This window comes from Hydrogenophaga sp. SNF1 (assembly GCF_034421675.1).
GTDB classification, from domain to species: domain Bacteria; phylum Pseudomonadota; class Gammaproteobacteria; order Burkholderiales; family Burkholderiaceae_C; genus Hydrogenophaga; species Hydrogenophaga borbori.
Genome location: NZ_CP139793.1, coordinates 4,588,288 through 4,614,504 on the forward strand (window position 1 = coordinate 4,588,288; position 26,217 = coordinate 4,614,504).

Genomic DNA, 26,217 nt, shown 5'->3' on the forward strand with positions numbered 1-26,217 from the left:
GCTTACTGCAGCGTGGGGCCGGGCGTGGGCGCTGGGGTCGGGCGGGCCAGCTTCTCCACCTGCGGGTCGGCCCAGCCGCCGCTTACGCGGAATTCCTGCGTGGCCGCGCTCTGCAGCGGCTGGCGCAGCAGGAACTGCGCGAGGAAGCTGCCCAGGCCCACCGCCGGGTTGATGGCGGTGGCGATGAGCGAGGCCGTGCCGGCGTTGAGCTCGGGCACCACCACCACCTTCAGGTCCTGCGTCTCGCGCGCGAGGTCGGCCGAGCCTTCCATCAGCACCGCCGCGTTCACGCCCTTCATCTGCAGGTTGTTGGTGTGGATGACGCCCTGGTCGATGCGCGCGTCGCCGCGCACGAAGTCGAAGGCGAAGCCCTCGGAGAAGACGTCGCGGAAGTCCAGCACCAGGCGGCGCGGCAAGGCCTGCAGGCTGAGCACGCCGAGCAGGCGGCCCGCGCCCGGGTCGGCCTTGAGGAACTGGCCGCGCTCCACGTCCAGGCGCAGCGTGCCCGCCAGCGTGCCGAGGTCGAGGTCGAAGGGCGTGCCGATCCAGCCGACGCGCCCCTCCAGCCGGCCCTTGCCGCCGCGCACCAGGCCCTCCTTGCCGAAGCGGCGCAGCAGCGCGCCGCTGTCGTCCACGTCCAGGCGGAACTGCAGCGCGGTGCGGCGCGCGCCGCCGTCGCCGCCGCCCAGCGGCGCCCAGTTGCCGGAAGCGCTCAGGCGCGCCTCGGGCAGCGTGGCGCGCAGCGCGTTGAGCCGCCATTCGCCCACGCGCGTGGGCCCGCCGCGGTTGACGGCCTCGATCTCCACGCGGCCGAGCGAGCGCCCGCCCCACTGCAGGTCGTCCACCGCCACGTCCAGCGCGGGCACGCTGCTGGGCTGCTGCAGCAGGGCATCGGCCTCGCTCGGCGCGGCGGGCGAGAGCGTGAGGCGCGCCAGGCGCGCGCGTAGAGCTGCCGCCGGCGGCCGGCCGGCCCGCGGGTCGGAATTCCACGTAGCCGTTGAGCTCGTTCGCGTCGACGTTGGCGCGCCAGACCGCGCCCTCGCGCGAGGCGCCGACCACCACGCGGTGAAAGCGCCGCCCGCCGGTGAGCACCGCGTCGGCGCGCAGCGAGACGGCCTGCGGCGCGGCCTCGCCCGCGCTGGCCAGGGCGTCGGCGCCGCTGCCGCGCAGCAGGGCCTGCCAGGCGTCCAGGTCGAGTTCGCCCACGCGCACCTGGGCGTGCAGGCCCTGCGGCGGCAGGGCCATGCGCTCGCCAGCCGGCAGGCCCACGGCCAGGGTGCCGCGCAACAGGCGCGCGCCGTCGCCGCGCAGCTCGCGCTCGGCGAGCAGGTCCACCAGCGGCTGCGCCGCCGGGCCGAGCTGCAGACTGAGGCGGTCGCTGCTGGCCTGGTCGTTGTGCTGGGCCAGCACGCTGGTCTCCACGCGCAGCGGCCAGACCGCCTCGGCGGGTTTGGCCAGCGGCGCCGGCAGGTTCAGCGCCAGGCCCTGCAGGTTGCTGTCGAGGCGCAGTTCGGGCGCGCCGCCGCGAAAGGCCAGCGTGGCGGTGTAGCGCGCGCTGCCGCTGGCGTGCGCGGCCAGGGCCGACAGCGGGCCCAGCCCGCCCTCGCGCAAGCCGGCCGCGCTGGCGCTGCCGCTGCCGCGGAACTGCGCCACGGCGCGGCCCTGGGCGTCGGGGCGCAGGCTGCCGTCGAAGCTGAGTTCGCCGCCCAGCACCTGGCTGCGCGCGCCGCTGAAGGCGAACCCCTGGTGCGTGAAACTGAGCGTGCCGCGCGTGCGGGCCAGCAGCGGCGCGCCGGGCGCCAGGCGCAGATCGGTGCCGTCGAGCTTGACACTGCCGCTGACCGTGCTGTCTTTCAGGTGCCTGAGCGGCAGCTCGATCTGCACCGTCGCCTCGCCCGGCCCGCTGGCACTGGCCGTGGCCAGCGCCCCCTCGGTGAGCGCGTTCACCGGAGAGCGCTGCGCGAAGCCCAGCAGCTCGGCGGCCGGGCCCTGGCCATGGGCGCGCACGCGCACCCGCGTGTCGTGCGCCATGTCCTCGATGTCCACGCCACCCTGGTCCAGCGCGACGCCCGGCGCGCCGTCCAGGCGGCCGCGGATCTCGCTGATGTGGATGTTGCCGCGGTCCAGCACGAAGCGCGCGCTGGCCTGGCGCACGCCGGGCCAGCGCGCCTCGCCCTGTGGCTGCAGGGCGGCCGGCAGGTAATCGAAGTCCACGCCCTCCAGCGCCGCCTCGATGCGGAAGCTGCCTGGGCTGTGCCGGGCCTCGTCGAAGGGGATGTCGTCCACCAGGCCCTGGATGCGGAAGCTCACCTGGCGCGCGCCACCGGCCAGCGCCGCCTCGCGCACATAGCGGCGCGCGTCTTCGGGCACGGACAGCGGCAGGTAGCGGTGCACGGCGGTGCCATCGGCGCGCGTGAGCTGGGCGCTCAGGTCGAGCACGCCGGGCAGGCGAGGCTGCGCGGGCTGGGCCGCCGGGTCGCCGGTGTGCCAGCGCGCGCGCACCGTGCCTTCGGCGTGCGCATTGGCCAGCGACGCCTGGTCGAGCTCGACGTTGAGGCTGTCCCCCTTGACCTGCCAGCGCACGCGGCCGTCGAAGCGGTCGAGCGCGACCCGCGGGTCCTCGAACACGTCGGGCAGCAGGAAGGCCCCCTGGCGCACGGCCACCGTGGCCTGGCCGCCGTTCTGGTCGAGGTCGAAGTCGATGTCGGCGCCCTCCACTCCGGGCCGCCCCGGCAGGGGAAAGCGGCCATTGCGCGAGCGGCGGCCACTGGGCTCGCCGGCCAGGGCGAGCGCGCTCACGCGGCCCTTGGCGCGGGCCACCACGTGCTCGGCCATGGGGCCGCTGCGCGCGCCTGCCAGACCAGGTCCAGGGTGTCGACCCGCCCGCGCGGCTGCAGGCGCGCGAGCCAGCCGCGCGCGTCCGCCGGCAGCGGCAGCCGCTCGGCGATGGCCGCCACGGTCTGCAGGTCCACGGCCTGCGCCTGCACGGCGGTGCGCGCGCCCTGGCGTTCGCGCGCCAGCGTGTGCTCCAGGCGCACGCGGGCGCCGCTCCAGACCAGGCCCTCGCGCGTGATGAAGGCCAGGTCGTCGAAGCCCAGGGCCATGCCGCGCTCGGACCACTGCGCCTCCAGGCGGCCGCGCGCCTGCGACAGCGCCAGGTCGGGCAGATCGGGCGCGAGCTGCAGGTCCAGGCCGTCGAGCGCCAGGTCCAGCGTCAGGCCCTGCACCTGGCCCTGCTGCACGCGCGCCCAGGCGCGCAGCGCGCCCTCGCCGCTGCGCACGGTCACGCCCCAGTCGCTCAGGTCGGCGTGGGCGCGCAGGCGCGAGATGTCGGCGCGCGCGAACTCCGCGTAGAGCTCGCCGCTCCAGTCGTCCCAGGGCGCCTGGCCGGCCGGCCGCTCCAGCGGCAGACGCAGCAGGGGCTCGCGCAGGCGCGCGCGCAGGCTGAAGCGTTCGCCCCATTCGGGCTCGGGCGTGGCGTCCAGGCGCAGCTCGTGGGTGCGCGTGCCGTTGCGCGCCACGAAGTCGAGGTCGCGCAGCAGCACCGGTGGCTGCTGGCGTTGCTCGTCGATCCAGCGCACGGTGCCGCCCCGCACCACGAATTCGGCCTGCGCGAAGAACCAGTCGGCGGCGGCGTGGTCGCCGCCGCCCTGGCCCGAGACGTCGATGCCCGCGATCTCGAGGCGGCCATCGGCGCGCCGGCGCACGTCCAGGCTGGGCTGGGTGATGAGCAACTGCTCGAAGCCGCCGTTCCAGAGCGAGCGCACCGACACCGCCCCGCGCACCAGTGGCAGCTCCAGGGCGCTGCGGCCGCTGGCGTCGTGCAGGCGCACGTCGAGCAGTTCGAAGGAGGGCACCAGCGGCGGCAGCACCCCGGCCAGCTTCGGGGCCTCGACGGCGCGGATGGCGCCGATGCTCACGGGTATCCCGACCGCCTGTGTGGCCCAGCGTTCCAGGTCGGGGCGCCAGGTTTCGATCCTTGGCACAATCCACGCCTGCAAAACGAGCCAGGACAGGATGAACACCCCCCACAGGCCCGCCAGCAGCCACAACAGCACGCGCATCGCGCGCGCCCACAGCCGCAGCCCCCGGCCGGCCGGGGCATCGCCTTTGGCGCGCGAAGCGCTGGCGTCAAGAGATCGGTTCATGTCCACCGCAAATTATGAGGGCGCGCCTCTGGGCAGGTTCCAGCTGCGTTGAACACCGCTTGTCAACGATTGTGAACACCGTCGACGCCCAGACCCCGGCCACCCGCCAGGCCGACCACTCCCGATTCGTCCAGCGCGTGCGCCGCCGCTACGCCGCCGAGCTGGCCTGCCTGCCGCCCGGCGCACCCGACAAGGCCGCCATGCGCGCCTGCCTGGACGCGCTCATGGCCCGCGGCCTGGCCCTGCCCGCGGCCCTGCGCGTGCTGCGCCAGCTGGTACTGGAGCGCCTGGTGGTGATGGACTGCGAGGCCGGCGCCTCGCTGGAGGCGGTCACCGGCCCGGTCACCTGGCTGGCCGAGTTCGCGCTCGACCAGGCCTGCGCCCTGGCTTTCCAGGAACTCGACGCCCTGCACGGCGCGCCGCTGTGCGCCAGCGGCGCGCGCGCCCAGCTCTGGGTCATCGGCATGGGCAAGCTCGGCGCGCGCGAGCTCAACGTGTCCAGCGACATCGACCTGATCTACGTCTACGACCAGGACGGCGAGACCGCGGGCAACGCCGACGGGCGCAACCGCATCAGCCACCACGAGTACTTCGCCAAGGCGGTCAAGCACCTGTACAGCACCGTGGGCGAGACCACCGAGCACGGCAACGTGTTCCGCGTCGATCTGGCGCTGCGGCCGAACGGCAACTCCGGCCCCAGCGCCGTTTCACTGGGCGCGCTGGAGGAGTACTTCCTGGTGCAAGGTCGCGAATGGGAGCGCTTCGCCTGGCTCAAGAGCCGCGTGATCGCGCCGGCCACGGCCCTGGCCGATGCCGCCGGCATGGCCGCGCTGCGCGGCACCGTGCTGCCCTTCGTGTTCCGCCGCTACCTCGACTACGGCGTGTTCGAGTCGCTGCGCGTGCTGCACCGCCAGATCCGCGAGCACGCGGCGCGCCGCGCGGCCGGCAACCCCGGCCGCGCCAACGACGTCAAGCTCTCGCGCGGTGGCATCCGCGAGATCGAGTTCACCGTGCAGCTGCTGCAGGTGGTGCGCGGCGGCCAGTTCCCCGAGCTGCGCACGCGCCCCACGCTGGGCGCGCTGCAGCGCGTGGCCAAGGCCGGCCTGATGCCGCCCGAGAAGGCGCAGGCGCTGGCCGAGGCCTATGTCTTCCTGCGCCAGGTGGAGCACCGCATCCAGTACCTGGACGACCAGCAGACCCATGTGCTGCCCGAGCGCGACGACGACCTGGCCTGGATCGCCGCAACCCTGGGTTTCGCCAACACCTGCGCCTTCCTGCACGCGCTGGACGCGCACCGCGAGCTGGTGGCCGAGGAATTCGACACCCTGCTCGGCGGCAGCGGCCAGGGCACCTGCAAGGGCAAGGGCTGCAACGGCGGCGCCCCGCGCCCCGCCGACGACGACCTGTCGGCCACCTTGCCGCAGCTGCCCCCCGCGCTGGCCGAGCGCGTGCAGCGCTGGGCCGAACACCCGCGCGTGCTGGCCCTGCGCGAGGACACGCGCGCACGACTGGTGCGCCTGGTGCAGCGCACCGGCTCCTGGATCGAGGAAGGCCGCGTGGGCGAAACCGCCGCGCTGCGCATGATCGATTGGATCGAGTCGCTGCTGCGCCGTGAGAGCTACCTCGCCCTGCTGCAGGAGCGGCCCTCGGTGCACGAGCGCCTGCTGCGCCTGCTGGGCGCGGCCAAGTGGCCGGCGCGCTACCTCATCCAGCACCCGGGGGTGATCGACGAGCTGGCGAGCCGGCAGTTGCTGGCCGAGCGCTTCGACGCCGAGGCCTTCGAGGCCGAGTGCGAGGCGCGCCTGGCCTCGCTGCGCGTGACCGGCGAGGACGACGAAGAAACCCTGCTCAACCTGCTGCGCCGCGCCCACCACGCCGAAACTTTCCGCACCCTGGCGCGCGACGTGGAAGGGGTGCTGACCGTGGAGCAGGTGGCCGACGACCTCTCGGCCCTGGCCGACGCCGTGCTGCGCCTGACGGCGCGCTGGTGCTGGGCGCGTCTGAAGACCCGCCACCGCGAGGTGCCCGCTTTCGCCATCATTGGCTACGGCAAGTTGGGCGGCAAGGAGCTGGGCTACGGCAGCGACCTCGACATCGTCTTCGTCTATGAGGACGAGCACGAGAACGCGGCCGAGATCTACGCCGCCTTCGTGCGCAAGATGATCAACTGGCTGCAGGTGAAGACCGGCGAGGGCGACCTGTTCGAGATCGACACCGCGCTGCGGCCCAACGGCAACTCGGGCCTGCTGGTCACCCGCTTCGAGGCCTACGAGAACTACCAGACCCGCCGCGGCAGCAACACCGCCTGGACCTGGGAGCACCAGGCCATGACGCGCGCGCGCTTCGTGCTCGGCAGCGCCGGCCTGGCGGACCGTTTCGACGCCGTGCGAGAGGCCGTCATCACCGCGCCGCGCGACGAGGCCGCGCTGCGGACCGAGATCGTGGCCATGCGCGACAAGCTGCGCGCCGCGCACGCGGTGCGCGCGGGCCGCTTCGACGTCAAGCACAGCGCCGGCGGCATGGTCGACGTGGAGTTCGTGGTGCAGTACCTGGTGCTGCTGCACTCGAACGCGCACCCCGAGCTGCGCGCCAACACCGGCAACATCAACCTGCTGCAGCGCGCCGAGGCGGCGGGCCTGCTGCCCGCCGGCATGGGCCAGGCCGCCGCGCTGGCCTACCGCCGGCTGCGCCAGGTGCAACACCGCGCGCGGCTGGACGAAACCTCCACCCAGGTCGACCCGGCCGAGCTGGCGGCCGAGGCCGAAGCCGTGCGCGCGCTGTGGCGGCAGGTGCTGGGCCCTGCCGCCTGAACCGCCCATGAAGGGCTCGCGCAGCTGGCTCGCGCTGTGCACGCTGCACGGCGTGGCCAGCCTGGTGCTGTGGGCCTCGCCGGCGGCGCTGGCGCAGGCGCTGGTGTGGCGCTCGGCCGACTGGGCGCAGCGGCCCTGGACACCGTGGACCAGTGCCTGGGTGCACCTGAACGCGCCCCACCTGGTGGGCAACCTGCTCGCACTGGGCGTGCTGGCCGCCATCGGCTGGCGGCTGCGGCCCTCGCGCGCGGCGACGCTGGCCTGGGCGCTGAGCTGGCCGCTGCTGCAGCTGAGCCTGCTGCTGTGGCCCTTGATCGGCTACGCGGTGGGGCTGTCGGGCGTGCTGCACGCTGGCGTGGCGGTGCTGGCCGTGTGCCTGCTGCTGGACGGTCCGAAGGCCTTGCGCCCCTGGGGCCTGCTGCTGGCCAGCGGCCTGCTGTTCAAGCTCTGGCTGGAGCGGGGCTGGTCCGCTCCGGTGGTGTGGGACCCGGGTGGTCAGATGTCGGTGGTGCGCGCCGCCCACCTGGGCGGCGCCGCCTGGGGCGCGCTGCTCGGCGCGCTGGGCGTGGGCTGGGGCCGCTGGCGCGCGCGCCGCACCGGCGGCTGAACCGCGCTCAGGCCGCGGCCGGCGCGGTGCCCAGCGATTTGCGGAAGCGGTTGAGCTCCTGCACGGTCTTGAAGCTGCCGTCCATGAGCAGGCTCAGGTTGTGCAGGATGCGATCGACCACCTTGCTTTCCCAGACGGCGTCGAAGTTGATCTGCTGGTCCAGCCAGTGCTCCAGCCACTCGGGGTTGGGCAGGCGGCTTTGGATGGTGTCGTTCGGGAACAGCGCCTTGTTCACGTGCAGGTTGGTGGGGTGCAGGGCCTGCGCGGTGCGCCGCGCGCTGGCCATCAGCACGCCCACCTTGGCGAAGGCGGCCCGGGCCTCGTTGCCGAACTTGCCGATGGCGCGCTTCATGTAGCGCAGGTAGGCGCCGCCGTGGCGCGCCTCGTCCTGGCTCAGCGTGGTGTAGATGTGTTTGATGACCGGCTCGCTGTGCCACTCGGCCGCGCGGCGGTACCAGTGGTTCAAGCGGATCTCGCCGCAGAAGTGCAGCATGAGCGTCTCCAGCGCGGGCGCGGGGTCGAACTCGAAGCGGATGTCGTGCAGCTCTTGCTCGGTGGGCACCAGATCGGGGCGGAAGCGGCGCAGGTACTCCATCAGCACCAGCGAGTGTTTCTGTTCCTCGAAGAACCAGATCGACATGAAGGCCGAGAAGTCGGAGTCGTCGCGGTTGTCGCGCAGAAACATCTCGGTGGCCGGCAGCGCCGCCCACTCGGTGATGGCGTTCATCTTGATCGTCTGGGCCTGCTCGTCGCTGAGCCGGCTGGCATCGAACTGCGCCCAGGGGATGTCCTTGTCCATGTCCCAGCGGACGGATTCCAGTTGTTTGAACAGTTCGGGATACAGCATGGTCATCTCTCTGGGTCTTGGCAAAAAACGCGCGACATTGTAGGCGGGGGGTATAACGGGCACCCGGATTGCCCTATGCCTCGCACAGAAACGGTTTCCTATTCCCCGCGGAACTTCCCCCGCCGCCGCCCGCTCCAACCCGCCGTGTCGGGGAGGGAGACATCCACCGACCACCGTTTTCCGCTGCGAAGCCTTCCAGCCCCACCGGGGCCGGATGCAATCCCGGGGCGCTTCTCCTCCTCCTCCCTCCCTCCCTCGTTCGCGCCGGGGCGCTTCGCAGCTTCTTGTCCACCCCATCGCCGGCCGCGGCCGGCGATGCTGGCCCGGGCCCCTCGCCTGACTGGAGCCCGCGCGCCATGAACCTCCACCGCAGGCCTCAGATCCGTGTGGCCGTCGTCGGCGGCGGCATGGCCGGGCTGGCCGCCGCCCACACGCTGCAAGGACTCGCCGAAGTCAGCCTGTTCGAAGCCGCCGGGCGCTTCGGCGGCGACGCCCACACCCTGGACGTCGCGCTGCCCGGGGCCGGCGGCGCGCCCGTGGCCTTCACCGTGGACACCGGCGTGCTGGTGTTCAACGAACGCACCAGCCCCAACCTGCTGGCGCTGATGGCCCGGCAGGACCTGGCACCGACCGAGGCGGACGCCTCCTTCTTCGTGCGGGGCGGCCCGCTGACCTGGGGGGGCCCCGACCTCGGCCGCGCGCTCTCGCCGCGCCGCCAGCTCATGAGCCCGCGCTTTTGGCGCCTGCTGGCCGACCTCCCACGCTGGCAGCGCCTGTGCGCGGCCCTGGCCCACGCCCTGGACGGCCCCGACGAGGCCCTGCTGACCCCGCTGGACGACTTCCTGCGCGCGCGGCATTTCTCGGCCGAGTTCCGCGACGCCTACCTGCTGCCGCTGTGCAGCGGTTTCAGCGGCCGCCCCGCGCACGCGCTGCTGCGGGCGCCCGCCGCCGCCGCGCTGCGGCTCTGGCACCACCACGGCCTGCCCACGCTGGGCGGGGCCGCGCCCTGGCGCGGCGTGGCGGGCGGCACGCGCCGGGTTGTGCAAGCCTTGCTGGCCGAACTGGCCGACGTGCGCCCGTCCACGCCGGTGCGTCAGCTCGTGCGCGACGGGCAGGGCCTGCGCCTGGTCACCGACACCCAGGTCGAGCGTTTCGACGCCGTGGTGCTGGCCTGCCACGCCGATCAGGCGCTGCGCTTGCTGGGCGCCGTGGCCAGCGAGGAGGAGCGCGCCGTGCTGGGCGCCTTCCGTTTCGAGCCCGAGCCCGTGGTGCTGCACACCGACCTCGGCGTGCTGCCCGCCGCGCGCGGCGAATGGGCGGCGTGGAACGTCGCGCCCGCCGCAGGCCCCGCACCGGCCAGCCTGCACGTCTGGCTCAACCGCGTGCAGCCGCTGCCGGTGGAGCAGCCGGTGCTGCTCTCTCGCAACCCCGGCGCGCCGATCGCCAGCGAACGCGTGCTGGGCCAATGGGCGCTCGAACGGCCGGTGTTCGACCTAGCGGCGCTGCGCGCCCAGGCCCGGCTGCCGGCCCTGCAAGGCCAGGGGCACACCTGGTACGCGGGCGCCTGGTGCGGCAACGGCCTGCTTGAGGACGGCCTGAAAGCGGGCCTGCACGCGGCGCGCGCGCTGATCGACCGCTTCGCGCTGGTGCCGCGCCTGAGCGAACGCGGCGCGCTGCGCCAGGCGCTGCCGGGCGTTCTGGCCTGAGGGCCGCCGCCGCTCAGACGGGCTGGGAGTCGATGAAGCTCTGGCGCTGCACGAGCTTGTCGTTCAGCTTGGCCAGGTTGGGAAAGTCGCCGCGCCAGTCGATGGCCGGGAAACGGAAATCGAGGTAGCCCAGGGCGCAGCCCACGGCCACGTCGGACAGGCTGAAATGGATGCCCGAGCAGAACGGCTTGTCGCCCAGGCCCTGGCTCATGGACTTGAGCGCGGCGTGAATCTTCACCATCTGGCGCTCGATCCAGGCCGGGCTGCGCTGCTCGGCCGTGCGGTGCGGCCAGGTGGACTCCAGCCGCGCGAGCACGGCCGCGTCGAGCACGCCGTCGGCCAGTGCCTCCCAGGTCTTGACCTCGGCGCGCTCGCGGCCCGAGGGCGGAATGAGCTTGCCCACCGGCGACAGGCCGTCGAGGTATTCGACGATCACGCGCGAATCGAACACCGCCTCGCCACCTTCCATGACCAGACAGGGCACCTTGTGGAGGGGGTTGGACGCGCCGATGGTGGTGGCGTCCGACCACACGTCTTCCAGCACGAACTGGTAGTCCAGTTTCTTCTCAGCCATGACGATGCGCACTTTGCGCACGTAGGGGCTGGTGATGGCTCCGATGAGTTTCATGGTCTGTGGGGTTCGGGAACGGTCGGCGATTTTAGCCAGCACCCTGGGCCTTTCGCCTGACACGCCCGGCGCCCGGGCGGCCCGCGGCGGGCGCACTCCTACAATTCCGGGATGCGCCAGACACCTGCCTCCGCCGCGCCCACGGGCACCGAACTCTCTCCCATCACCGCGCTGTCGCCGCTGGACGGCCGCTACGCGGGACGCCTCGCGCCGCTGCGCCCCTTCATGAGCGAGCTGGGCTACATGCACCGGCGCGTGCAGGTCGAGATCGCCTGGTTCATCGCCCTGTCCGACGCCGGCTTTGCCGAGTTCAAGCCGCTGTCGCCGGGTGCGCGCACTTACTTGCTGGGCCTGGTGAAGAACTTCGGCGAGGCCGATGGCGAGGCCATCAAGGCCATCGAAAAGACCACCAACCACGACGTCAAAGCCGTCGAGTACTGGATCAAGTCGAAGTTCGAGGCCCGGCCCGAACTGGAGCGCGCGGCCGAGTTCGTGCACTTCGCCTGCACCAGCGAGGACATCAACAACACCAGCCACGCGCTGCAGCTCAAGGGGGCGCGCGAGCTGGTGCTGCTGCCCGCGCTGGACGCGGTGATCGACAAGCTGCGCGAGATGGCGCATGCCTTCGCCGCCGTGCCCATGCTCAGCCGCACCCATGGCCAGACCGCCAGCCCCACCACCGTGGGCAAGGAACTCGCCAACGTGGTGGTGCGCCTGGCGGGCGCGCGCGAGCGCATCGCCTCGGTCAAGCTGCTGGGCAAGATGAACGGCGCGGTGGGCAACTACAACGCCCACCTCTCGGCCTGGCCCGATTTCGACTGGGAGGCCTTCAGCCGCAAGGTGGTGGAGACGCCCGAGCCGCTCGGCCTGGGCCTCACCTTCCAGCCCTACAGCATCCAGATCGAGCCGCACGACTACATGGCCGAGCTGTTCGACGCGGTGGCGCGCGCCAACACCATCCTGGTCGACCTCGCGCGCGACATCTGGGGCTACGTCAGCGTGGGCTACTTCAAGCAGAAGCTCAAGGCCGGCGAGATCGGTTCCTCGACCATGCCGCACAAGGTCAACCCGATCGACTTCGAGAACGCCGAGGGCAACCTGGGCCTGGCCAATGCGCTGCTGCGCCACCTGAGCGAGAAGCTGCCCATCAGCCGCTGGCAGCGCGACCTGACCGACTCCACCGTGCTGCGCAACATGGGCGTGGCCCTGGGCTATGCCGTGCTGGCCTACCACGCGCTGGGCGTGGGCCTGAACAAGCTCGAGCTGAACGAGGAGGCGCTGGCCGCCGACCTCGACGCCTCCTGGGAGGTGCTGGCCGAGCCCATCCAGACGGTGATGCGCCGATTCGGCGTGCCCGGCGCCTACGAAAAGCTCAAGGAAGTGACGCGCGGCAAAACCGTCACCGCCGAGGCCCTGCACGCGCTGATCCGCAGCCTGGAGATTCCCGAGGCCGAGAAGGAACGGCTGCTGGCCATGACGCCGGCCAGCTACACCGGCAAGGCAGCCGAACTGGCCCGCCGGTCCTGAACGCCTCGCCGGCACCCGCCGCCGGGCGGGCCGGCCTCAGGTGGTCGCGTCCAGCGCCCGCTCGCGGTAGCGGTTGAAGCGCCAGGCGTCGCCCTCGATGGTGATGCGCCGCCAGGTGGCGCGCTTCTGGCCGGGACTCATCTCCGTCCAGCGCTGCACTTCCTCGAACAGGCGGCCGCAGCCCTTGCAGACCTCGTCGCCCTGGCTGGTGGAGCAGATGGCGATGCAGGGTGTGTCCGGCGTGGTGGCGTACCAGGCCAGCCAGGCCTCGCGCGCCGGGGGCGGCAGGGTGTGCTCGTCGGCCTCGGTTTCGCGGAAGAAGACCATCAGGGCGTAGACCTCGGCCAGCGCGCGCGTGGGCGCGGGCAGCGAGACGTTGTCGGGCGAGGGTGAGCGTTCGCGCCACCAGTTGATGGCCGCCTCGATGTCGGTGATGTGGATGCCGGCCATGGGGAGCGCGATCATACGGCGCCCCCGCCGCGCGCCGGGCGGCGCCCCCGCCGCGCGCCGGGCGGCGCCCCCACGCGCCGCCGGGGCGATCAGGCCGCCTTGTTGTTGCGGTACTGCAGGTACTTGCCCGTGGCCACCACCAGCAGCGCGCCCAGGGCGGCCGCGGCGTAGAAGCCCAGGGAGTTGTGCGGCACCCAGGGCTCGATCACCTTGTCGGAGACCAGGGTCTCGGCGCCCACCCAGCCGATCAGCGCCGCGCCCAGGGTCACGATGACGGGGAAGCGCCCCATGATCTTGAGCATCAGCGTGCTGCCGAAGATCACGATGGGAATGGCGATGGCCAGGCCGGCGATCAGCAGCGGCACATTGCCATTGGCCGCGGCGGCGACGCCGATCACGTTGTCCAGGCTCATCACCAGGTCGGCCACCAGGATGGTGCGGATGGCGGCGAGCAGGCCGCCATCGGACTTGCCCTCGGATTGTTCGTCGTCGCCGCCGTTGAGCAGCTGCACGCCGATCCACAGCAGCAGCAGGCCACCCACCACCTGCAGCCAGGGCAGTTGCATGAGCTTGACCGCCACGACGGTCAGCACCACACGCAGCACCACGGCGGCGGCGGTGCCCCAGAAAATGGCCTGCTTCTGCTGGCGCGGCCCGAGCCCGCGCGCCGCCAGCGCGATCACCACCGCGTTGTCGCCCGAGAGAATGATGTTGATCCAGATGATCTGGCCCAGGCCCAGCCAGAACTGGGGGCTCGACAGCAATTCCATGGTGTGGCTTTCGACGGCCGGCAGCGGCCAAAAAGACGGCGCCCGGGGCGCCACCCCGACAGTGTAGGCATGCTCACCGCCGCCGCCCGTGAGGGTTACCGCGTACGCACCTGCACCGAGGGGACGGCTGGCGGACCTGCGGTGCCGCCGCATACAATCCGGGGTTTCGCGGAAGGGGAGTAGCTCCCGGGCGCGGCGGCGGCTCCTTCTGGCGCCTTGCCGCGCCGGTCAACGCGTCGTCAGTACGGTGTCCGCTGCGCGGCACCCGGCGCGTTGGGCCCACGGACACGTGGCGCCGGGCAAGACCTTCAGACATCGTCCCCTCTGGAGCCCCTTTTCACCATGGAATTCATGTCCGCTGCCTGGTGGTCCGCCCTGCTGGCCATCATCCTCATCGACCTCGTGCTCGCCGGCGACAACGCGATCGTCATCGCCCTGGCCGCGCGCAACCTGCCCAAGCAGCACCAGAGAAAGGCCATCGTCTGGGGCACGGTCGGAGCCATCGTCGTGCGCTCGGCCATGACGCTGGTGGTGGTGTGGCTGCTGCGCATTCCGGGCCTGATGGCCATCGGCGGCATCGCGCTGATGTGGATCGCCTACAAGCTGATCGCCGAGGACGAGGGCGATGGCGACGAGCACGGCCCGGCCGCCACCACCTTCTGGGGCGCCATGAAGACCATCATCATCGCGGACGCGGTGATGGGCATCGACAACGTGCTGGGCGTGGCCGGCGCGGCCCAGGGCGCCTTCGACCTGGTGGTCATCGGCCTGCTCATCAGCATCCCCATCGTGGTGTTCGGCAGCACGCTGATCCTCAAGCTGGTCGAGAAGTACCCGGCCATCATGTACATCGGCGCGGGCGTGCTGGCCTTCACCGCGGGCAAGATGGTGGTGAACGAGAAGATGCTGGCGCCCTGGTTCAAGGGCGGCGAGCCCATGCACCAGGCGGCCTACTGGGGCTTCGTGGCGCTCACCATCGCGGTGGTGCTCACGCTGGGCTACCTGCACAACCGCCGCGTCGCGCAGCGCGCCGCGGCCGCCGACAAGGCCTGAGGCGAACATGCGGCTGATCCTGCGCTGGATGCTGGCGGCCTGCGCGCTGCTGCTGGTGGCCTGGCTGTACGACGGCGTGGAGGTGCGCAGCTTCCCGTCGGCGCTCATCGCTGCCGCGGTGATCGGTCTGTTCTACCTGCTGCTGCGCCCGGTGCTGGTCATCCTGACGCTGCCGGTGACGCTGGTGACCTTCGGATTGTTCCTGTTCGTCATCAACGCCCTGCTGTTCTGGGCGGCGGCCAGCGTGCTCGACGGCTTCTATGTGGCCGGCTTCTGGGCGGCCCTGCTGGGCTCGCTCATCTACTCGGTGATCATGCTGGTCGTGGACGCCGCCCTGCGCAGCCTGCGCCTGGGTTGAGCCGCGCCGCCGCCTGAGCGCGGCGCGCTCAGCGCTTGTCTTCCTCGCGCATCGCTTCGCGCAGACGCTCTTCCACGTCGCGGCGGCGGCTGTCCACGATGGCCAGCTCGATGGGATCCGCGTTGCGCAGTGCGGGCGGCAGGGCCTGAGCGGCCCTCAGGCGCTCCAGCGCGCCGTCCCAGTCGAACTGCGCGGCCCGCGCCTCGGCCTCGGCGCGCACCGCCCGCAGGGTGTGGCCCAGGGCCTGCTGCGCGCGCGCAAGGATCTGCCAGGCCTGCGCATCGCGCGGGTGGTCCACCACCCAAGCCTGCAGGCGCGACGCGGCGCGCCCGGCCTCACCGCTGGCGATGGCCGCCTGCGCGCCCAGCAGCAAGGGCCCGCGCGAACCGGACGCCAGCGCGCCGTCGCGCAGCTCGGCCAGCAGCGCCGGGTTGGCGGGCATGCCCGGCGACAACAGCAGCTCCAACATCAGGGCATCGGCCATGCCGCGCGCGTCGCCGGCCACGGCCGTGCGCAAGCGCTGGGCCAGCTCCAGCGCGCGCTCGCGCTGCCCCAGCCGCTGCGCGGACAGCGCGCCCGCATACAGCTCGCCGGGCCGCGCCGTGGGCGCGAGCGCGGTCTGCACCCAGGCCGACCAGCGCGCGCTGTTGCGCTCGGCCAGCACGCGCGCGCGCGCCGAGGCCAGTGCGTGCATCGCGGCCGACGGCAGCCCCATGGGGCGCACCGGCGCGTCCGCGCGCGGCCCGACGCCGGCGGCGGCCGAGGGCAGGCGCGACTGCATGTCGGCGATGCGCTCGCCCGTGAGCGGGTGGCTGCGCAGGTACGGAAAGGCGCCGTCGTCGTTCAGGCGCGAGGCCTGCTGCAGCTTGTCGAACATGCTCACGAAGCCCTGGCCATCGAAGCCCGCGCCGGTGAGCACGCCGAAGCCCACCCGGTCGGCCTCGCGCTCCATGTCGCGGGAGAACTTGAGCGACTGCTGCGCGGCCACGGCCGTGCCGCCGGCGACGGCGGCGCCCGCGGCCTGCGGGTTGGAGCCCGCCGCCAGCGCGCCCAGGACCATGGCGGCGATCATCCAGGGCGCCATGCGCTGCTCGTTGGACATCATCCGCGCGATGTGGCGCTGCGAGACGTGGCTGAGTTCATGCGCCAGCACAGAGGCCAATTCCTCCGGCCGTTCCGTCACCGCGAGCAGACCCAGATTGACGCCCAGGTAGCCGCCGGGCAATGCAAAGGCGTTGACGCTGCGGTCGCGCGAGATCATCAGCTCCCAGGCCAGGCGCTCGGCCAGCTCGGGCGCCACCTCGCCGCGCTGCTTGGCGGCGGCCAGCAGAGGCTGCCACAGCAGCTGCAGGTAGTCGACCAGCATGGGGTCGTCGAGGTAATCCGGGTCCCGGTAGATGCTGCGCGCGATGCGGTCGCCCAATCGGCGCTCGGCGGACACGGTGAGGCCTTCGCCGTCCCCCAGGCTGGGCAGGGCGAGATTGGCGCTCGGGCTGGGGTTCTGGGCCGGCGCGCGCGCGGTGCCGCCGGTCTGCGCCTGGACGCCCGTCATGGGCCAGGCCAGGGCCAGCGCGAGGAGGGACAGCGCCAGTCGCGGAGGCCGCCGGGGGGCCGCAGGGGTCGAAAACATGGCCGTATGATGCCGCCAACCCCCTCCGGTTCACCGCGCCCCCGCGCAAAGCCGCCATGAAGCGGCGTTACCAAGCGTCACGAACGTGCCCCAGCCCCCCGCCCCATCCGCCCCCACCGACAGCCCGCTGACCCATTTCGACGCCCAGGGCCAGGCCCACATGGTCGACGTCGGCGCGAAAGCGAGCACCCACCGCGTGGCGGTCGCCGAAGGGCGGATCACCATGCAGCCCGCGACGCTGGCCCTGATCGAATCGGGCACGGCGAAGAAGGGCGATGTGCTGGGGGTGGCTCGCCTGGCCGGCATCATGGCCGCCAAGAAGACCAGCGACCTCATCCCCCTGTGCCACCCGATCGCGCTGACGCGGGTGGCGGTGGAGTTCGCGGTGGACCCGGCCAGCCACAGCGTGCTGTGCACCGCCACCGCCGAATGCACGGGGCAGACGGGGGTGGAGATGGAGGCCCTCACCGCCGCCTCGGTGGCCTTGCTCACGATCTACGACATGTGCAAGGCGGTGGATCGGGGGATGGTGATGGGGGGGGTCAGGCTGAGGGAGAAGAGGGGGGGGAAGAGTGGAGTGTTTTCTGCGAATTGACCGACACCGGAATTCCTTGAGCTAAAGGAACCAGGGAAGTTGCAAGAATTCCTTGCCATACAGAGCGGAGTTCAGCCATGTATCTGCAGCCGCTCCCAGTCAAATGACGCATTGCCGTCAATGCATCAAGCACATAGTCAGAACGTTCTGGCGCTGCGCCTCCAAATCTTACCTCCTTAACCCCATTTTCTGCATCTGAATGCCGCACACAGCCACAAGGCAGCCATCGGATTTTCAATTCATAACGATACAAAGATAGCCCCAAAAATTCATCCCATCGCATGCATCGCGTGCGCGACTTGAGGGAAGAATGATCAATATCCACACCCTCAACTAGGCGGCAACTTCCAGGCCAATCCCAGGCGCTGAAGATCAGCCTCTACTTGCGCCCTCAATACGTCATGGAGCTTTTGCCCATGCTGAATTCGAAGAATGCGGAGTTGCCGTGCCGCCTCAACAACCTGACCATTAAGAGCCAACGCCGCCGCGTATCGATAGCGGGTGCCAGACCATGGATAATGCTCCGAAGCCAGCCTTAGCGCATCAATATCTGCTTCGCTCATATCTGGCGACAATGGGCCGCGCGCGGACTGATTTAGTATCTCAAGTTGCGTGAGCAAGACGTACCTTCGTCGCTCTTGCGGAGGGTGATCTACTCCAATTCGGAGCATTGCAAAACGCGTCGCGCGAAAGCTAGACTCCATGCGAAAATAGTCTACAACCGACCAAGTTGCCATGGCGGATATCAGCGTCAAAGCAGCGATCGCCATGTTAGTCGACAATCGGATTGGGCGCAAACGGTGGGCACCGGCCTCAACAAGACCCGCACCAATCAAGGCCGGAAACAATAGATACGCATATGCAAAGGGAAACTCAAGCAGCGAGTGAACAAGGAATGGAAGAAGAAGTGCGAAGCCGTACCAAGACAAAGGCGATCGAACCAACAAGGCGCGTGTATAAAGCCAATACAGAGCAGCCATCGAAATAAGAATCGTGAGCGGCCAACCCACCCAAATGGCCAGATCGAGAATGAGATTATGGCTATACGTTAAGGGCAAACTTTGAGCGTATGCATCCACTACCGCTGAATGCGCCATCGCTGTATTGCGCACACCCCAGCCCCATAAAGGTTGCTGCAAGCTGGCCTTCAACAACTGGGGCCAGATGGTCAGGCGCGCATCGCCAATAGCGCCATCTACGGCAATTCGACTGCCCTCATACAAAACACCCCCAAGCGCCTTGAACACGTCTGGCCAAAACATCAGAACAATCAAATACAGAGCCACAAAGGGAAGCACACTCGCCCAGTGCACCCCAGGGGAAATCAACGATCGTCTGCAAATCCACCATGCGGCAATCAAGAATACACAAACCAAACCCGTGCGCGACTCAGTGACAGCCAATCCAATAAAGAGATAAGCGAGCGCCACGCCCACCGAGGTTGCCGACAGCCTACCAAGTGAGTACAAGTAGCTGACACTGGCTATGGACATCATCAGCAGTGTTGACAAATGATTTGGCTGCCCGAGATTGCCACCGGGTCTGCGAATACCTGGGCTTCTCAGAATCCATTCGTTTGACTCCCACACCCGAAGCACCTGTGCCAACTCGATTCCGACCTGGCAAATGGAGTTGATCAGCAGTGTCCACGCCAGAGTTTCTGCCAACAGCGAAGAGCTTGCGCCGCCGGCAGTCATTCCTTGCACGCCGACGGATGCGGATCCCCAAGCTATGCAAATCGCCGCAAAACACAAATACAAAGCAACAATCGCAGCCGTGCCAGCAAACGGAATTTGCCCACGCAACAGTTGCCAGCCCACAACCGCCAGCAACGCAAAGAGCACAAATGCGATTCTGGGGACCTCGATAACACGCTTCGATCGAGTCGGCTGATGCCTAGCCCTTGTCACACCAATCCAAGAGGCACCGAAAGCCACCATAAAAAATGGTAACTCCGAATGCCAACTCACCCATGGAGTAAAATGATTGGTGGTCATCCAGCCGCTAAGCATCAGCACACCAAGCACAGCCATATGCCAATGCCGCATCAAAAAAAAGCGCCCCATCGGGGCGCTTTTGTCTGTGTTATCTGAGTGCACAGAACTGCGGATTGCGTTACGGCGTCGTCGCGACGAACGGGCCGGCCGTGGCGCCCACCGTGGTATCACGGCAGGAGCCAGGCAAGAATTTTGCCTCAACAGTGCCAGGCCCGCACAGCCAAGCAGTGACCGTATCGCCACCCGGCGCGATTTGCGGAACCAGGAACACTGTGCCATTGGCGCCCGAGCCAATGGCTTGGGAGGTCACGCGCACAGCACCATTCGCGTTGGTGGCGATCTCTCTCACATATTGAGAGGTCGAAACAGAAGCTTCGCAGCCCCATGCGCCTGCCACGGGAAGGGAAGCAGAAGTGTTCGATTGATAGATTTCCGTCACGCTGGTCCGGCAGGCCGACGCCGCCAGAATCACTTCCGACATCTTGGCGCGCTTGGTGTAGTCCTGATAAGCCGGCAGCGCCACGGCCGCCAGAATGCCGATGATGGCCACCACGATCATCAATTCGATCAGGGTGAAACCTTTTTGAATCGTACGCTTCATTGAGAACTCCTCCAGAAGGGGGGTTGGGTTGAGACCCCTCCTCTTCTGCAGATGGCGTGCCAGCTTCGCGAACCGGATGAGCGTACCGGCTACAAGGACGACCGGCCAATGGGCGACCTGATTCATCCTTTTAGCTTAGTTTTTGTCGGACAAATTTCGTCGCCCCGGCGGACGATCGACAGGATTTGTCACACCTCGAAGACCTGGCCTGCGCTGAGCCAGCGGATGTCCTGCGGCACGCCGGCACCCAGGCGACGGATCTCGTCCGCGATCAATTCGGTTTCCGCCGGCTTGGTATGGGTGATGTGGATCGGGTAGTGCCGGCCGGGCGCGATCTGACCCAACTCTTCGGCCAGCCACACGGGGGCCAGGTGCTGGCTGCGGCGCGCCAGTTCCGCTTCGCGGTCGCTGAAAGCGGTCTCGATGACCAGTTGCGCCACGTCGAGCTGGTTGATCCGGCGCCAAAACGCCGGGTTGCGGCCGGTATCGCCGCTGAACACCCAGTGCGGGCCGCCACTGTCCCGCGCCACGGCGAAGCCCACCGCCGGCACCGTGTGCACCGCCGGCAGGGCTTCGAAGCACTTGCCATTGACCTTCACCACATCGCCCACGTCGAAGGAGGTGAAACGCATCAGCGGCGCCCCCTCCGATGGAATGCGCGAGAAATCCGGCCAGATGAGGTCATTGAAAATGTGCGCCCTCAGCGCCGCGATGGTGCCGGGCAGCGCATGCACCTGCAGGGCCGGCCGGCCGCAGGCCAGACGGCGCGACGCCACCGCGTCCAGCATGAGCGGCAGCGAGGCCACGTGATCGAGGTGCGCGTGCGTGAGCAGCACATGGTCGATGCGCAGCATCTCATCGATGCGCAGGTCACCCACGCCCGTGCCCGCGTCGATGAGCGTGTCGTCGTCGATCAGAAAGGCGGTGGTCCGGCATCCCTGGGCGATGGCACCGGAACACCCGAGTACGCGAACCCTCATCGGCATCGGGTGGAAAACATGGAGGGCCCCGAGGGTACCCCCCACCGCCCGCACGGGATGTGACTTATTCCTCGGCACGCGCCCGCGCGTGGCGTTTCGGCGGCCGCGCCGGGATGGACGCGAAGCGCCCCTTGGGTTCAGGGCTGGACGAACTGCATCTGCGTGCCGGCCAGCTCCAGCAGGTCACCGTTGTGCAGGTCGATCCCATCGGTGCCCAGCGGTTTGCCATTGACCGTGGGCTTGACCGTGCCTTCCACCATGGCCACGACGTAACCATGCGGGCGGCGGGTGATGGCGGCCACCGCCACGCCTGGCTTGCCGATGGTGGTGACCACCTTGGTCAGCGCCACCTCGCGACCAGCGGCCGAGCCGCTGACCACCTTGATGGCCGCCGGGCCCAGGGCCGCGCTGGCGGATTCCGCGCCAGACACCACAGTGCCGGCGTTGATCACCGTGGTCTTCTCCTGGGACTCGGCTCCGTCATTGACGAACTTGATCTTGTACTTGCCAATTTCGACCGTGTCGCCGCCCTGCAGCTGCTGCTTCTTGATCGCCTTGCCGTTGACGTAGGTGCCGTTGGTGCTGTTGAGGTCTTCCAGGAAGACGTCGGCGCCCGACATTTGCAGCACGGCGTGCTCGCCGCTGACGGCCAGGTTGTCGATGACGATGTCGTTGTAAGGACGGCGGCCCAGGGTGGTGCGGTCCTTGGTGAGCTGGACCTCCTTGATGACGACGCCGTCAATGGAAACGATCATTTTCGGCATGGCCGACTCCTCTGGGATTCCTGTAGGACTTGGTGTGGGATCAGAGCGGATTATTGACCCAGCATGCGCGACAGCAGGCCGCGGCGGGTGGGTCGGGCGCGAGCAAACGCCAGTATCACAGAAATATTGTCGCGCCCGCCCGCGCCATTGGCGGCCTCCACCAGGGCCGTTGCCTTTTCCTCCAATGTGCCGGCGGTGACCAGCAGCGCGGCAATGCGTTCGTCGCTGAGCATGTCGTTCAGGCCGTCGGAGCAGAAGAGGTAGAGGTCGCCGTCCTCGACGCGGTATTCGTTGACTTCGAGCAGCACGGTGTCTTCCACGCCGAGCGCGCGCGTGACCAGATTGCGGTGCGTGGCGAACTGCGCCTGCTCCATCGAGATCAGGCCGGCGTCGATCTGCTCCTGCAGCAGGGAATGGTCGCGCGTCATCTGCACGAACTCGCCGCGGCGCAGGCGGTAGCAGCGGGAGTCGCCGACGTGGCCGATCATCACGCGGCCGTCGAGGAACACGCCCATCACCAAGGTCGTACCCATGCCCGCGTACTGCGCGTTGGCGTTGGCGGCGTTGAAGATGGAGCGGTTGGCGTTGTCGATGCAGATTTCCATCGCCCGCTTGAGCTCGCGCGCGCTGGATTCGAAGCCACCGTCGGCGATCCACCGCCCGAGCTCCGTCTTGATGAAGGTGGTGGCCATGGCGCTGGCCACCTCGCCCGCGTTGTAGCCGCCCATGCCATCGGCGAGGATGGCCAGGCGGTTGTCGGGGTCGAGCGCCACCGAGTCCTCGTTGTTGTCCCTGACGAGTCCTGGATCGGTCAGGGCGTGAAACTCGAAATTCATGAGGGTGGCGTTATACCGATGGGGGAATCGAGGCGCGTTCGTCGGCGGACGACCGCTGGGGCTGGGGGCGCCGAAGGCAGGGCCGACCGACGCGGCCCGAAAGGTGTTGCATTTTGTTGCAGCCGCCCGCGCCGCGACAAGCTGTATCGGTGACAAGCGTCACGTTGCGCGCAACAGGCGAAAAAAAAGGCAACGCGCGCGTTGCCTTTTGCACACCCCTACCGGGCGATCAGATCAGGGACTTGAGCAGCTTGGCCATCTCGGACGGGTTGCGCGTGACCTTGAAGCCGCACTCTTCCATGATGGCCAGCTTGGCATCGGCCGTGTCGGCGCCGCCGCTGATCAGCGCGCCGGCGTGGCCCATGCGCTTGCCGGGGGGCGCGGTGACACCGGCGATGAAGCCCACCACGGGCTTCTTCATGTTCGCCTTGCACCACATCGCGGCCTCGGCTTCGTCGGGGCCACCGATCTCGCCGATCATGATCACGGCGTCGGTGTCCGGGTCGTCGTTGAAGGCCTTCATCACGTCGATGTGCTTGAGGCCGTTGATGGGGTCGCCGCCGATGCCCACGGCACTGGACTGGCCCAGGCCGATTTCGGTGAGCTGCGCCACGGCTTCATAGGTCAGCGTGCCCGAGCGGGACACGACGCCGATGCGGCCCTTGCGGTGGATGTGACCGGGCATGATGCCGATCTTGATCTCGTCGGGCGTGATCAGGCCCGGGCAGTTGGGGCCCAGCAGCAGGGTCTTCTTGCCGCCGGCGGCCTCCTTGGCCTTCATCTTGTTGCGCACTTCCAGCATGTCGCGCACGGGGATGCCTTCGGTGATGCAGATCGCCAGGTCCAGGTCGGCCTCGACGGCTTCCCAGATGGCGGCCGCCGCGCCCGCGGGCGGCACGTAGATCACGGAGACGGTGGCGCCGGTCTGCTTCGCGGCTTCCTTCACCGAGGCGTAGATCGGGATGTTGAAGATCGACTCGCCGGCCTTCTTGGGGTTCACGCCCGCGACGAAGCAGTTCTTGCCGTTCGCGTATTCCTGGCATTTCTCGGTGTGGAACTGACCCGTCTTGCCCGTGATGCCTTGGGTAATGACCTTGGTGTCTTTGTTGATGTAGATCGACATGCTTGTTCCTCGGCTCAGGCTTTGACGGCGGCGACGACCTTCTGGGCCGCTTCGGCCATGGAGTCGGCGCTGATGATGGGCAGGCCCGATTCGGCCAGCATCTTCTTGCCCAGTTCTTCGTTGGTGCCCTTCATGCGCACCACCAGCGGCACCTTCAGGTCCACCGCCTTGCTCGCGGTGATGACGCCCGTGGCGATGGTGTCGCACTTCATGATGCCGCCGAAGATGTTGACCAGGATGGCCTTCACCTTGGGGTTTTTGAGCATGATCTTGAAAGCCTCGGTCACCTTCTCGGGGGTGGCGCCGCCGCCCACGTCAAGGAAGTTGGCCGGCTCGGCGCCGAACAGCTTGATGGTGTCCATGGTGGCCATGGCCAGGCCAGCGCCGTTCACCAGGCAGCCGATGTTGCCGTCCAGGCTGATGTAGGCCAGGTCGAATTTGGAGGCTTCGATCTCGGCCGGGTCCTCTTCGTCCAGGTCGCGCAGCGCCACGATTTCGGGGTGGCGGAACAGGGCGTTCGAGTCGAAGTTGAACTTGGCGTCCAGGGCGATGATGTTGCCCTTGCCGTCGCGGTTGAGCGGGTTGATCTCGACCAGCGAGGCGTCCGTCTCCATGTAGCACTTGTAGAGCTTCTTGCAGACATCGGCGAACTGCGCCTCGGAGTCGGCCGGCAGGCTGATGCCCTTGGCGAGCTCCTTGGCCTGCGCGTCGGTCAGACCGACGAGCGGGTCGACGAAGACCTTGATGATCTTCTCGGGCGTGGCGTGCGCCACCTCCTCGATGTCCATGCCGCCTTCGCTGGAGGCGATGAAGGCCACCTTCTGCGTGCCGCGGTCGGTCACGACGGAGAGGTAGTACTCCTTCTGGATGTCGGCGCCGTCTTCGATGTACAGGCGACGCACCTTCTGGCCTTCGGGGCCGGTCTGGTGGGTCTTGAGCTGCATGCCCAGGATCTGGCCGGCCAGCTCTTTCACCTGGTCGATGGTCTTGGCGACCTTCACGCCACCGCCCTTGCCGCGTCCACCCGCGTGGATCTGCGCCTTGACGACCCACACGGGCCCGCCGAGCTTCTGCGCGGCTTCCACCGCCTCTTGCACCGTGAACGCGGGAATGCCGCGCGGCACGGGCACACCAAATTGGCGCAGGATTTCCTTGCCTTGGTATTCGTGAATCTTCATGAGGTCTCTCTCAGGGATGGATCGTGTGTCCGGCGCGGCAGCGGCGGCCGGTAGACGGGCTCTCGGACGGAGCAACCAGGGAATGTATCATGGTGCATCGCACCAATCCGGGTCGCGGCGGCGCCCGCCCCAGGCGTTCGTCGGCCCGCCCCGCCACAGGAACCGCGCATGGCCCACCAGATTTTCATCGACGGCGAAGCCGGCACCACCGGCCTGCAGATCCGCGAGCGGCTCGTGAAGGAGCCGGGCGTGCAGTTGCTCAGCATCGCGCCCGAACGCCGCAAGGACCCCGAGGCCAAGCGCGAACTCATGGCGCAGGCCGACCTGGTGGTGCTGTGCCTGCACGACGACGCGGCGCGCGAATCGGTCGCGATGGTCGACGCCCTGCCCGGGCACAAGCCGCGCATCATCGACGCCTCCACCGCGCACCGCACCGCGGCGGGCTGGGTCTACGGCTTTCCCGAACTCACCGCCACGCAGGCGCAGGCCGTGCAGCGGGCCAACCGCGTGGCCAACCCCGGCTGCTACGCCACCGGCGCCATTGCGTTGATCCGCCCCCTGGTCGATGCCGGCCTGATTCCCGCCGACTTCCCGCTCTCGCTGCCCTCAGTCAGCGGCTACTCGGGCGGCGGCCGCTCCATGATCGAGGCCTACGAGGCCGGCACCGCACCGCTGTTCGAGGCCTATGCGCTGGGCCTGTCGCACAAGCACCTGCCTGAGATCATGGCGCTCACGGGCCTGCAGCGCCGCCCCATCTTCATCCCGGCCGTGGGCAACTTCCGCCAGGGCATGCTGGTGCAGTTGCCGCTGCACCTGGACGCGCTGCCGGGCCAGCCCCAGGCCGCCGACCTGCACGAGGCACTGCGGAAGCACTACGCCGCGAGCGCGGCCGCCGGCGGTTTCGTGAAGGTGCTGCCCCCCACGGACGACGGCAAGCTCGACGCCACCGCGCTCAACGACACCAACCTGATCGAGCTGCGCGTGTTCGCCAACGAAGCGCACCGCCACGCGGTGCTGATCGCGCGCCTGGACAACCTGGGCAAGGGCGCCAGCGGGGCGGCGGTGCAGAACCTCAAGCTGATGCTCGGGCTGTGAGCGAAGGCCGGTCAAGAACCGGCCGAACATCCCCGCCGAGTGGCCAGCGCCCCCTCAGGACATATCGCCGCGCCCCGCGTCGCCGATGATGCGCCGCGCCACCCCGGCGTCGAAACCTCGCGCCACCAGAAAGCGCGCCTGGCGCGCCCAGTCGGCCGGGTCGGTCGGGGCGCGGCCGAATTTCTTGCGCCAGACCTCGCGCGCCCGCTCCAGTTCGCTGCCGCGCAGGCCGTCCACGGCCTGGGCCACCGCCTCGGCCGGCAGGCCTTTGGCCTGCAGTTCCTGTCGCACGCGCGAGGCCCCCAGGCGGGCGGCGCGGCGGTGGATCACCGACTCGATGACCCGCTGCTCGTCGATGAAGCCCCTGGCCTGCAGCTCGTCGAGCGCCTGCGCCAGTTCACCGGGTGTTTCCTCGTGCGAGGCCAGCTTGCGCTGCAACTCCGCGCGCGAGTGCTCGCGCTGCGCCAGCAGGCGCAGCGCGCGGCCTTTGAGAGAGGGCTTGTCGAAGCCCATG

23 protein-coding genes and 1 pseudogene are annotated in these 26,217 nt (G+C 69.2%); 8 read left to right on the forward strand and 16 right to left on the reverse strand.

What is annotated here, in order from left to right:
• Nucleotides 1-2: 2 nt before the first annotated feature.
• From SOM08_RS22550 to SOM08_RS22080, 3 genes and pseudogenes are all read right to left on the reverse strand, one after another.
• A complete protein-coding gene (locus SOM08_RS22550; RefSeq protein ID WP_416187025.1) occupies nucleotides 3-866 on the reverse strand; it encodes a YhdP family protein in 864 nt (287 codons plus the stop codon).
• A 724-nt stretch (nucleotides 867-1,590) separates the two neighbouring features.
• A pseudogene (locus SOM08_RS22555) lies at nucleotides 1,591-2,835 on the reverse strand (DUF3971 domain-containing protein); the annotation flags it as partial.
• Nucleotides 2,796-4,148 (reverse strand): hypothetical protein, encoded by a 1,353-nt coding sequence (locus SOM08_RS22080; protein WP_322469769.1) that lies wholly within the window; start codon nucleotides 4,146-4,148, stop codon nucleotides 2,796-2,798. The gene SOM08_RS22080 and the pseudogene SOM08_RS22555, both read right to left, overlap by 40 nt.
• Nucleotides 4,149-4,162: 14 nt before the next feature.
• On the opposite strand from SOM08_RS22080, the gene glnE reads away from it, so the two are divergent.
• Together glnE and SOM08_RS22090 are read left to right on the forward strand one after the other, a co-directional pair.
• Entirely contained in the window at nucleotides 4,163-6,958 is a 2,796-nt protein-coding gene (glnE, locus tag SOM08_RS22085) for a bifunctional [glutamate--ammonia ligase]-adenylyl-L-tyrosine phosphorylase/[glutamate--ammonia-ligase] adenylyltransferase (RefSeq protein ID WP_322469770.1), read from the forward strand.
• Nucleotides 6,959-6,965: 7 nt separating this feature from the next.
• Nucleotides 6,966-7,565, forward strand: a complete 600-nt coding sequence (locus SOM08_RS22090) for a rhomboid family intramembrane serine protease (RefSeq protein WP_116960093.1) — start codon at nucleotides 6,966-6,968, stop codon at nucleotides 7,563-7,565.
• Between the two features lie 7 nt (nucleotides 7,566-7,572).
• Here the strand turns inward: SOM08_RS22090 and SOM08_RS22095 are convergent, their stop codons facing one another.
• Nucleotides 7,573-8,412, reverse strand: a complete 840-nt coding sequence (locus SOM08_RS22095; protein ID WP_116960147.1) for a ferritin-like domain-containing protein — start codon at nucleotides 8,410-8,412, stop codon at nucleotides 7,573-7,575.
• Between the two features lie 356 nt (nucleotides 8,413-8,768).
• On the opposite strand from SOM08_RS22095, the gene SOM08_RS22100 reads away from it, so the two are divergent.
• Nucleotides 8,769-10,118 (forward strand): NAD(P)/FAD-dependent oxidoreductase, encoded by a 1,350-nt coding sequence (locus tag SOM08_RS22100; RefSeq protein ID WP_322469771.1) that lies wholly within the window; start codon nucleotides 8,769-8,771, stop codon nucleotides 10,116-10,118.
• Between the two features lie 13 nt (nucleotides 10,119-10,131).
• On the opposite strand, the gene SOM08_RS22105 is transcribed toward SOM08_RS22100, so the two are convergent.
• On the reverse strand, nucleotides 10,132-10,746 hold the full coding sequence (locus SOM08_RS22105; protein ID WP_070399754.1) for a glutathione S-transferase N-terminal domain-containing protein: 615 nt from the start codon (nucleotides 10,744-10,746) through the stop codon (nucleotides 10,132-10,134).
• A 111-nt stretch (nucleotides 10,747-10,857) separates the two neighbouring features.
• On the opposite strand from SOM08_RS22105, the gene purB reads away from it, so the two are divergent.
• Nucleotides 10,858-12,273, forward strand: coding sequence for an adenylosuccinate lyase (purB, locus tag SOM08_RS22110; RefSeq protein ID WP_116960095.1), 1,416 nt, complete (start codon nucleotides 10,858-10,860; stop codon nucleotides 12,271-12,273).
• Nucleotides 12,274-12,309: 36 nt separating this feature from the next.
• Here the strand turns inward: purB and SOM08_RS22115 are convergent, their stop codons facing one another.
• Together SOM08_RS22115 and SOM08_RS22120 are read right to left on the reverse strand one after the other, a co-directional pair.
• Nucleotides 12,310-12,723 (reverse strand): DUF3717 domain-containing protein, encoded by a 414-nt coding sequence (locus SOM08_RS22115; protein ID WP_116960148.1) that lies wholly within the window; start codon nucleotides 12,721-12,723, stop codon nucleotides 12,310-12,312.
• A gap of 89 nt (nucleotides 12,724-12,812) precedes the next feature.
• Nucleotides 12,813-13,493, reverse strand: coding sequence for a TerC family protein (locus tag SOM08_RS22120; protein ID WP_116960096.1), 681 nt, complete (start codon nucleotides 13,491-13,493; stop codon nucleotides 12,813-12,815).
• A gap of 342 nt (nucleotides 13,494-13,835) precedes the next feature.
• Between SOM08_RS22120 and SOM08_RS22125 the strand changes: the two genes are divergently transcribed.
• On the forward strand, nucleotides 13,836-14,546 hold the full coding sequence (locus SOM08_RS22125; RefSeq protein ID WP_116960097.1) for a TerC family protein: 711 nt from the start codon (nucleotides 13,836-13,838) through the stop codon (nucleotides 14,544-14,546).
• A 7-nt stretch (nucleotides 14,547-14,553) separates the two neighbouring features.
• On the forward strand, nucleotides 14,554-14,904 hold the full coding sequence (locus SOM08_RS22130; protein WP_070399749.1) for a phage holin family protein: 351 nt from the start codon (nucleotides 14,554-14,556) through the stop codon (nucleotides 14,902-14,904).
• A 28-nt stretch (nucleotides 14,905-14,932) separates the two neighbouring features.
• Here the strand turns inward: SOM08_RS22130 and SOM08_RS22135 are convergent, their stop codons facing one another.
• Nucleotides 14,933-16,534: a M48 family metalloprotease gene (locus tag SOM08_RS22135; RefSeq protein WP_322469772.1), complete on the reverse strand. Its 1,602-nt coding sequence runs from the start codon at nucleotides 16,532-16,534 to the stop codon at nucleotides 14,933-14,935.
• A gap of 160 nt (nucleotides 16,535-16,694) precedes the next feature.
• Between SOM08_RS22135 and moaC the strand changes: the two genes are divergently transcribed.
• A complete protein-coding gene (gene moaC / locus SOM08_RS22140; RefSeq protein WP_416186982.1) occupies nucleotides 16,695-17,129 on the forward strand; it encodes a cyclic pyranopterin monophosphate synthase MoaC in 435 nt (144 codons plus the stop codon).
• A 329-nt stretch (nucleotides 17,130-17,458) separates the two neighbouring features.
• Here moaC and SOM08_RS22145 read toward each other — a convergent pair whose 3' ends face one another.
• The 7 genes from SOM08_RS22145 to sucC all read right to left on the reverse strand — a co-directional run bounded on the left by SOM08_RS22145 (nucleotide 17,459) and on the right by sucC (nucleotide 24,608).
• Nucleotides 17,459-19,195 (reverse strand): PglL family O-oligosaccharyltransferase, encoded by a 1,737-nt coding sequence (locus SOM08_RS22145; protein ID WP_322469773.1) that lies wholly within the window; start codon nucleotides 19,193-19,195, stop codon nucleotides 17,459-17,461.
• A gap of 49 nt (nucleotides 19,196-19,244) precedes the next feature.
• A complete protein-coding gene (locus SOM08_RS22150) occupies nucleotides 19,245-19,727 on the reverse strand; it encodes a pilin (protein ID WP_322469774.1) in 483 nt (160 codons plus the stop codon).
• 188 nt (nucleotides 19,728-19,915) lie between these two features.
• Complete coding sequence (locus SOM08_RS22155; RefSeq protein ID WP_116960101.1) at nucleotides 19,916-20,707, reverse strand: MBL fold metallo-hydrolase; 792 nt, start codon at nucleotides 20,705-20,707, stop codon at nucleotides 19,916-19,918.
• A gap of 137 nt (nucleotides 20,708-20,844) precedes the next feature.
• Nucleotides 20,845-21,471: an FHA domain-containing protein gene (locus SOM08_RS22160; RefSeq protein ID WP_322469775.1), complete on the reverse strand. Its 627-nt coding sequence runs from the start codon at nucleotides 21,469-21,471 to the stop codon at nucleotides 20,845-20,847.
• A gap of 50 nt (nucleotides 21,472-21,521) precedes the next feature.
• Nucleotides 21,522-22,307, reverse strand: a complete 786-nt coding sequence (locus SOM08_RS22165) for a Stp1/IreP family PP2C-type Ser/Thr phosphatase (RefSeq protein ID WP_070399746.1) — start codon at nucleotides 22,305-22,307, stop codon at nucleotides 21,522-21,524.
• Nucleotides 22,308-22,536: 229 nt separating this feature from the next.
• Nucleotides 22,537-23,430: a succinate--CoA ligase subunit alpha gene (gene sucD / locus SOM08_RS22170; protein ID WP_116960103.1), complete on the reverse strand. Its 894-nt coding sequence runs from the start codon at nucleotides 23,428-23,430 to the stop codon at nucleotides 22,537-22,539.
• 14 nt (nucleotides 23,431-23,444) lie between these two features.
• Nucleotides 23,445-24,608: an ADP-forming succinate--CoA ligase subunit beta gene (sucC, locus tag SOM08_RS22175; protein ID WP_116960104.1), complete on the reverse strand. Its 1,164-nt coding sequence runs from the start codon at nucleotides 24,606-24,608 to the stop codon at nucleotides 23,445-23,447.
• Between the two features lie 168 nt (nucleotides 24,609-24,776).
• Between sucC and argC the strand changes: the two genes are divergently transcribed.
• A complete protein-coding gene (argC, locus tag SOM08_RS22180; protein ID WP_116960105.1) occupies nucleotides 24,777-25,703 on the forward strand; it encodes an N-acetyl-gamma-glutamyl-phosphate reductase in 927 nt (308 codons plus the stop codon).
• 54 nt (nucleotides 25,704-25,757) lie between these two features.
• Here the strand turns inward: argC and recX are convergent, their stop codons facing one another.
• Nucleotides 25,758-26,216, reverse strand: a complete 459-nt coding sequence (gene recX / locus SOM08_RS22185; protein WP_116960106.1) for a recombination regulator RecX — start codon at nucleotides 26,214-26,216, stop codon at nucleotides 25,758-25,760.
• Between the last annotated feature and the right edge of the window lies 1 nt (nucleotide 26,217).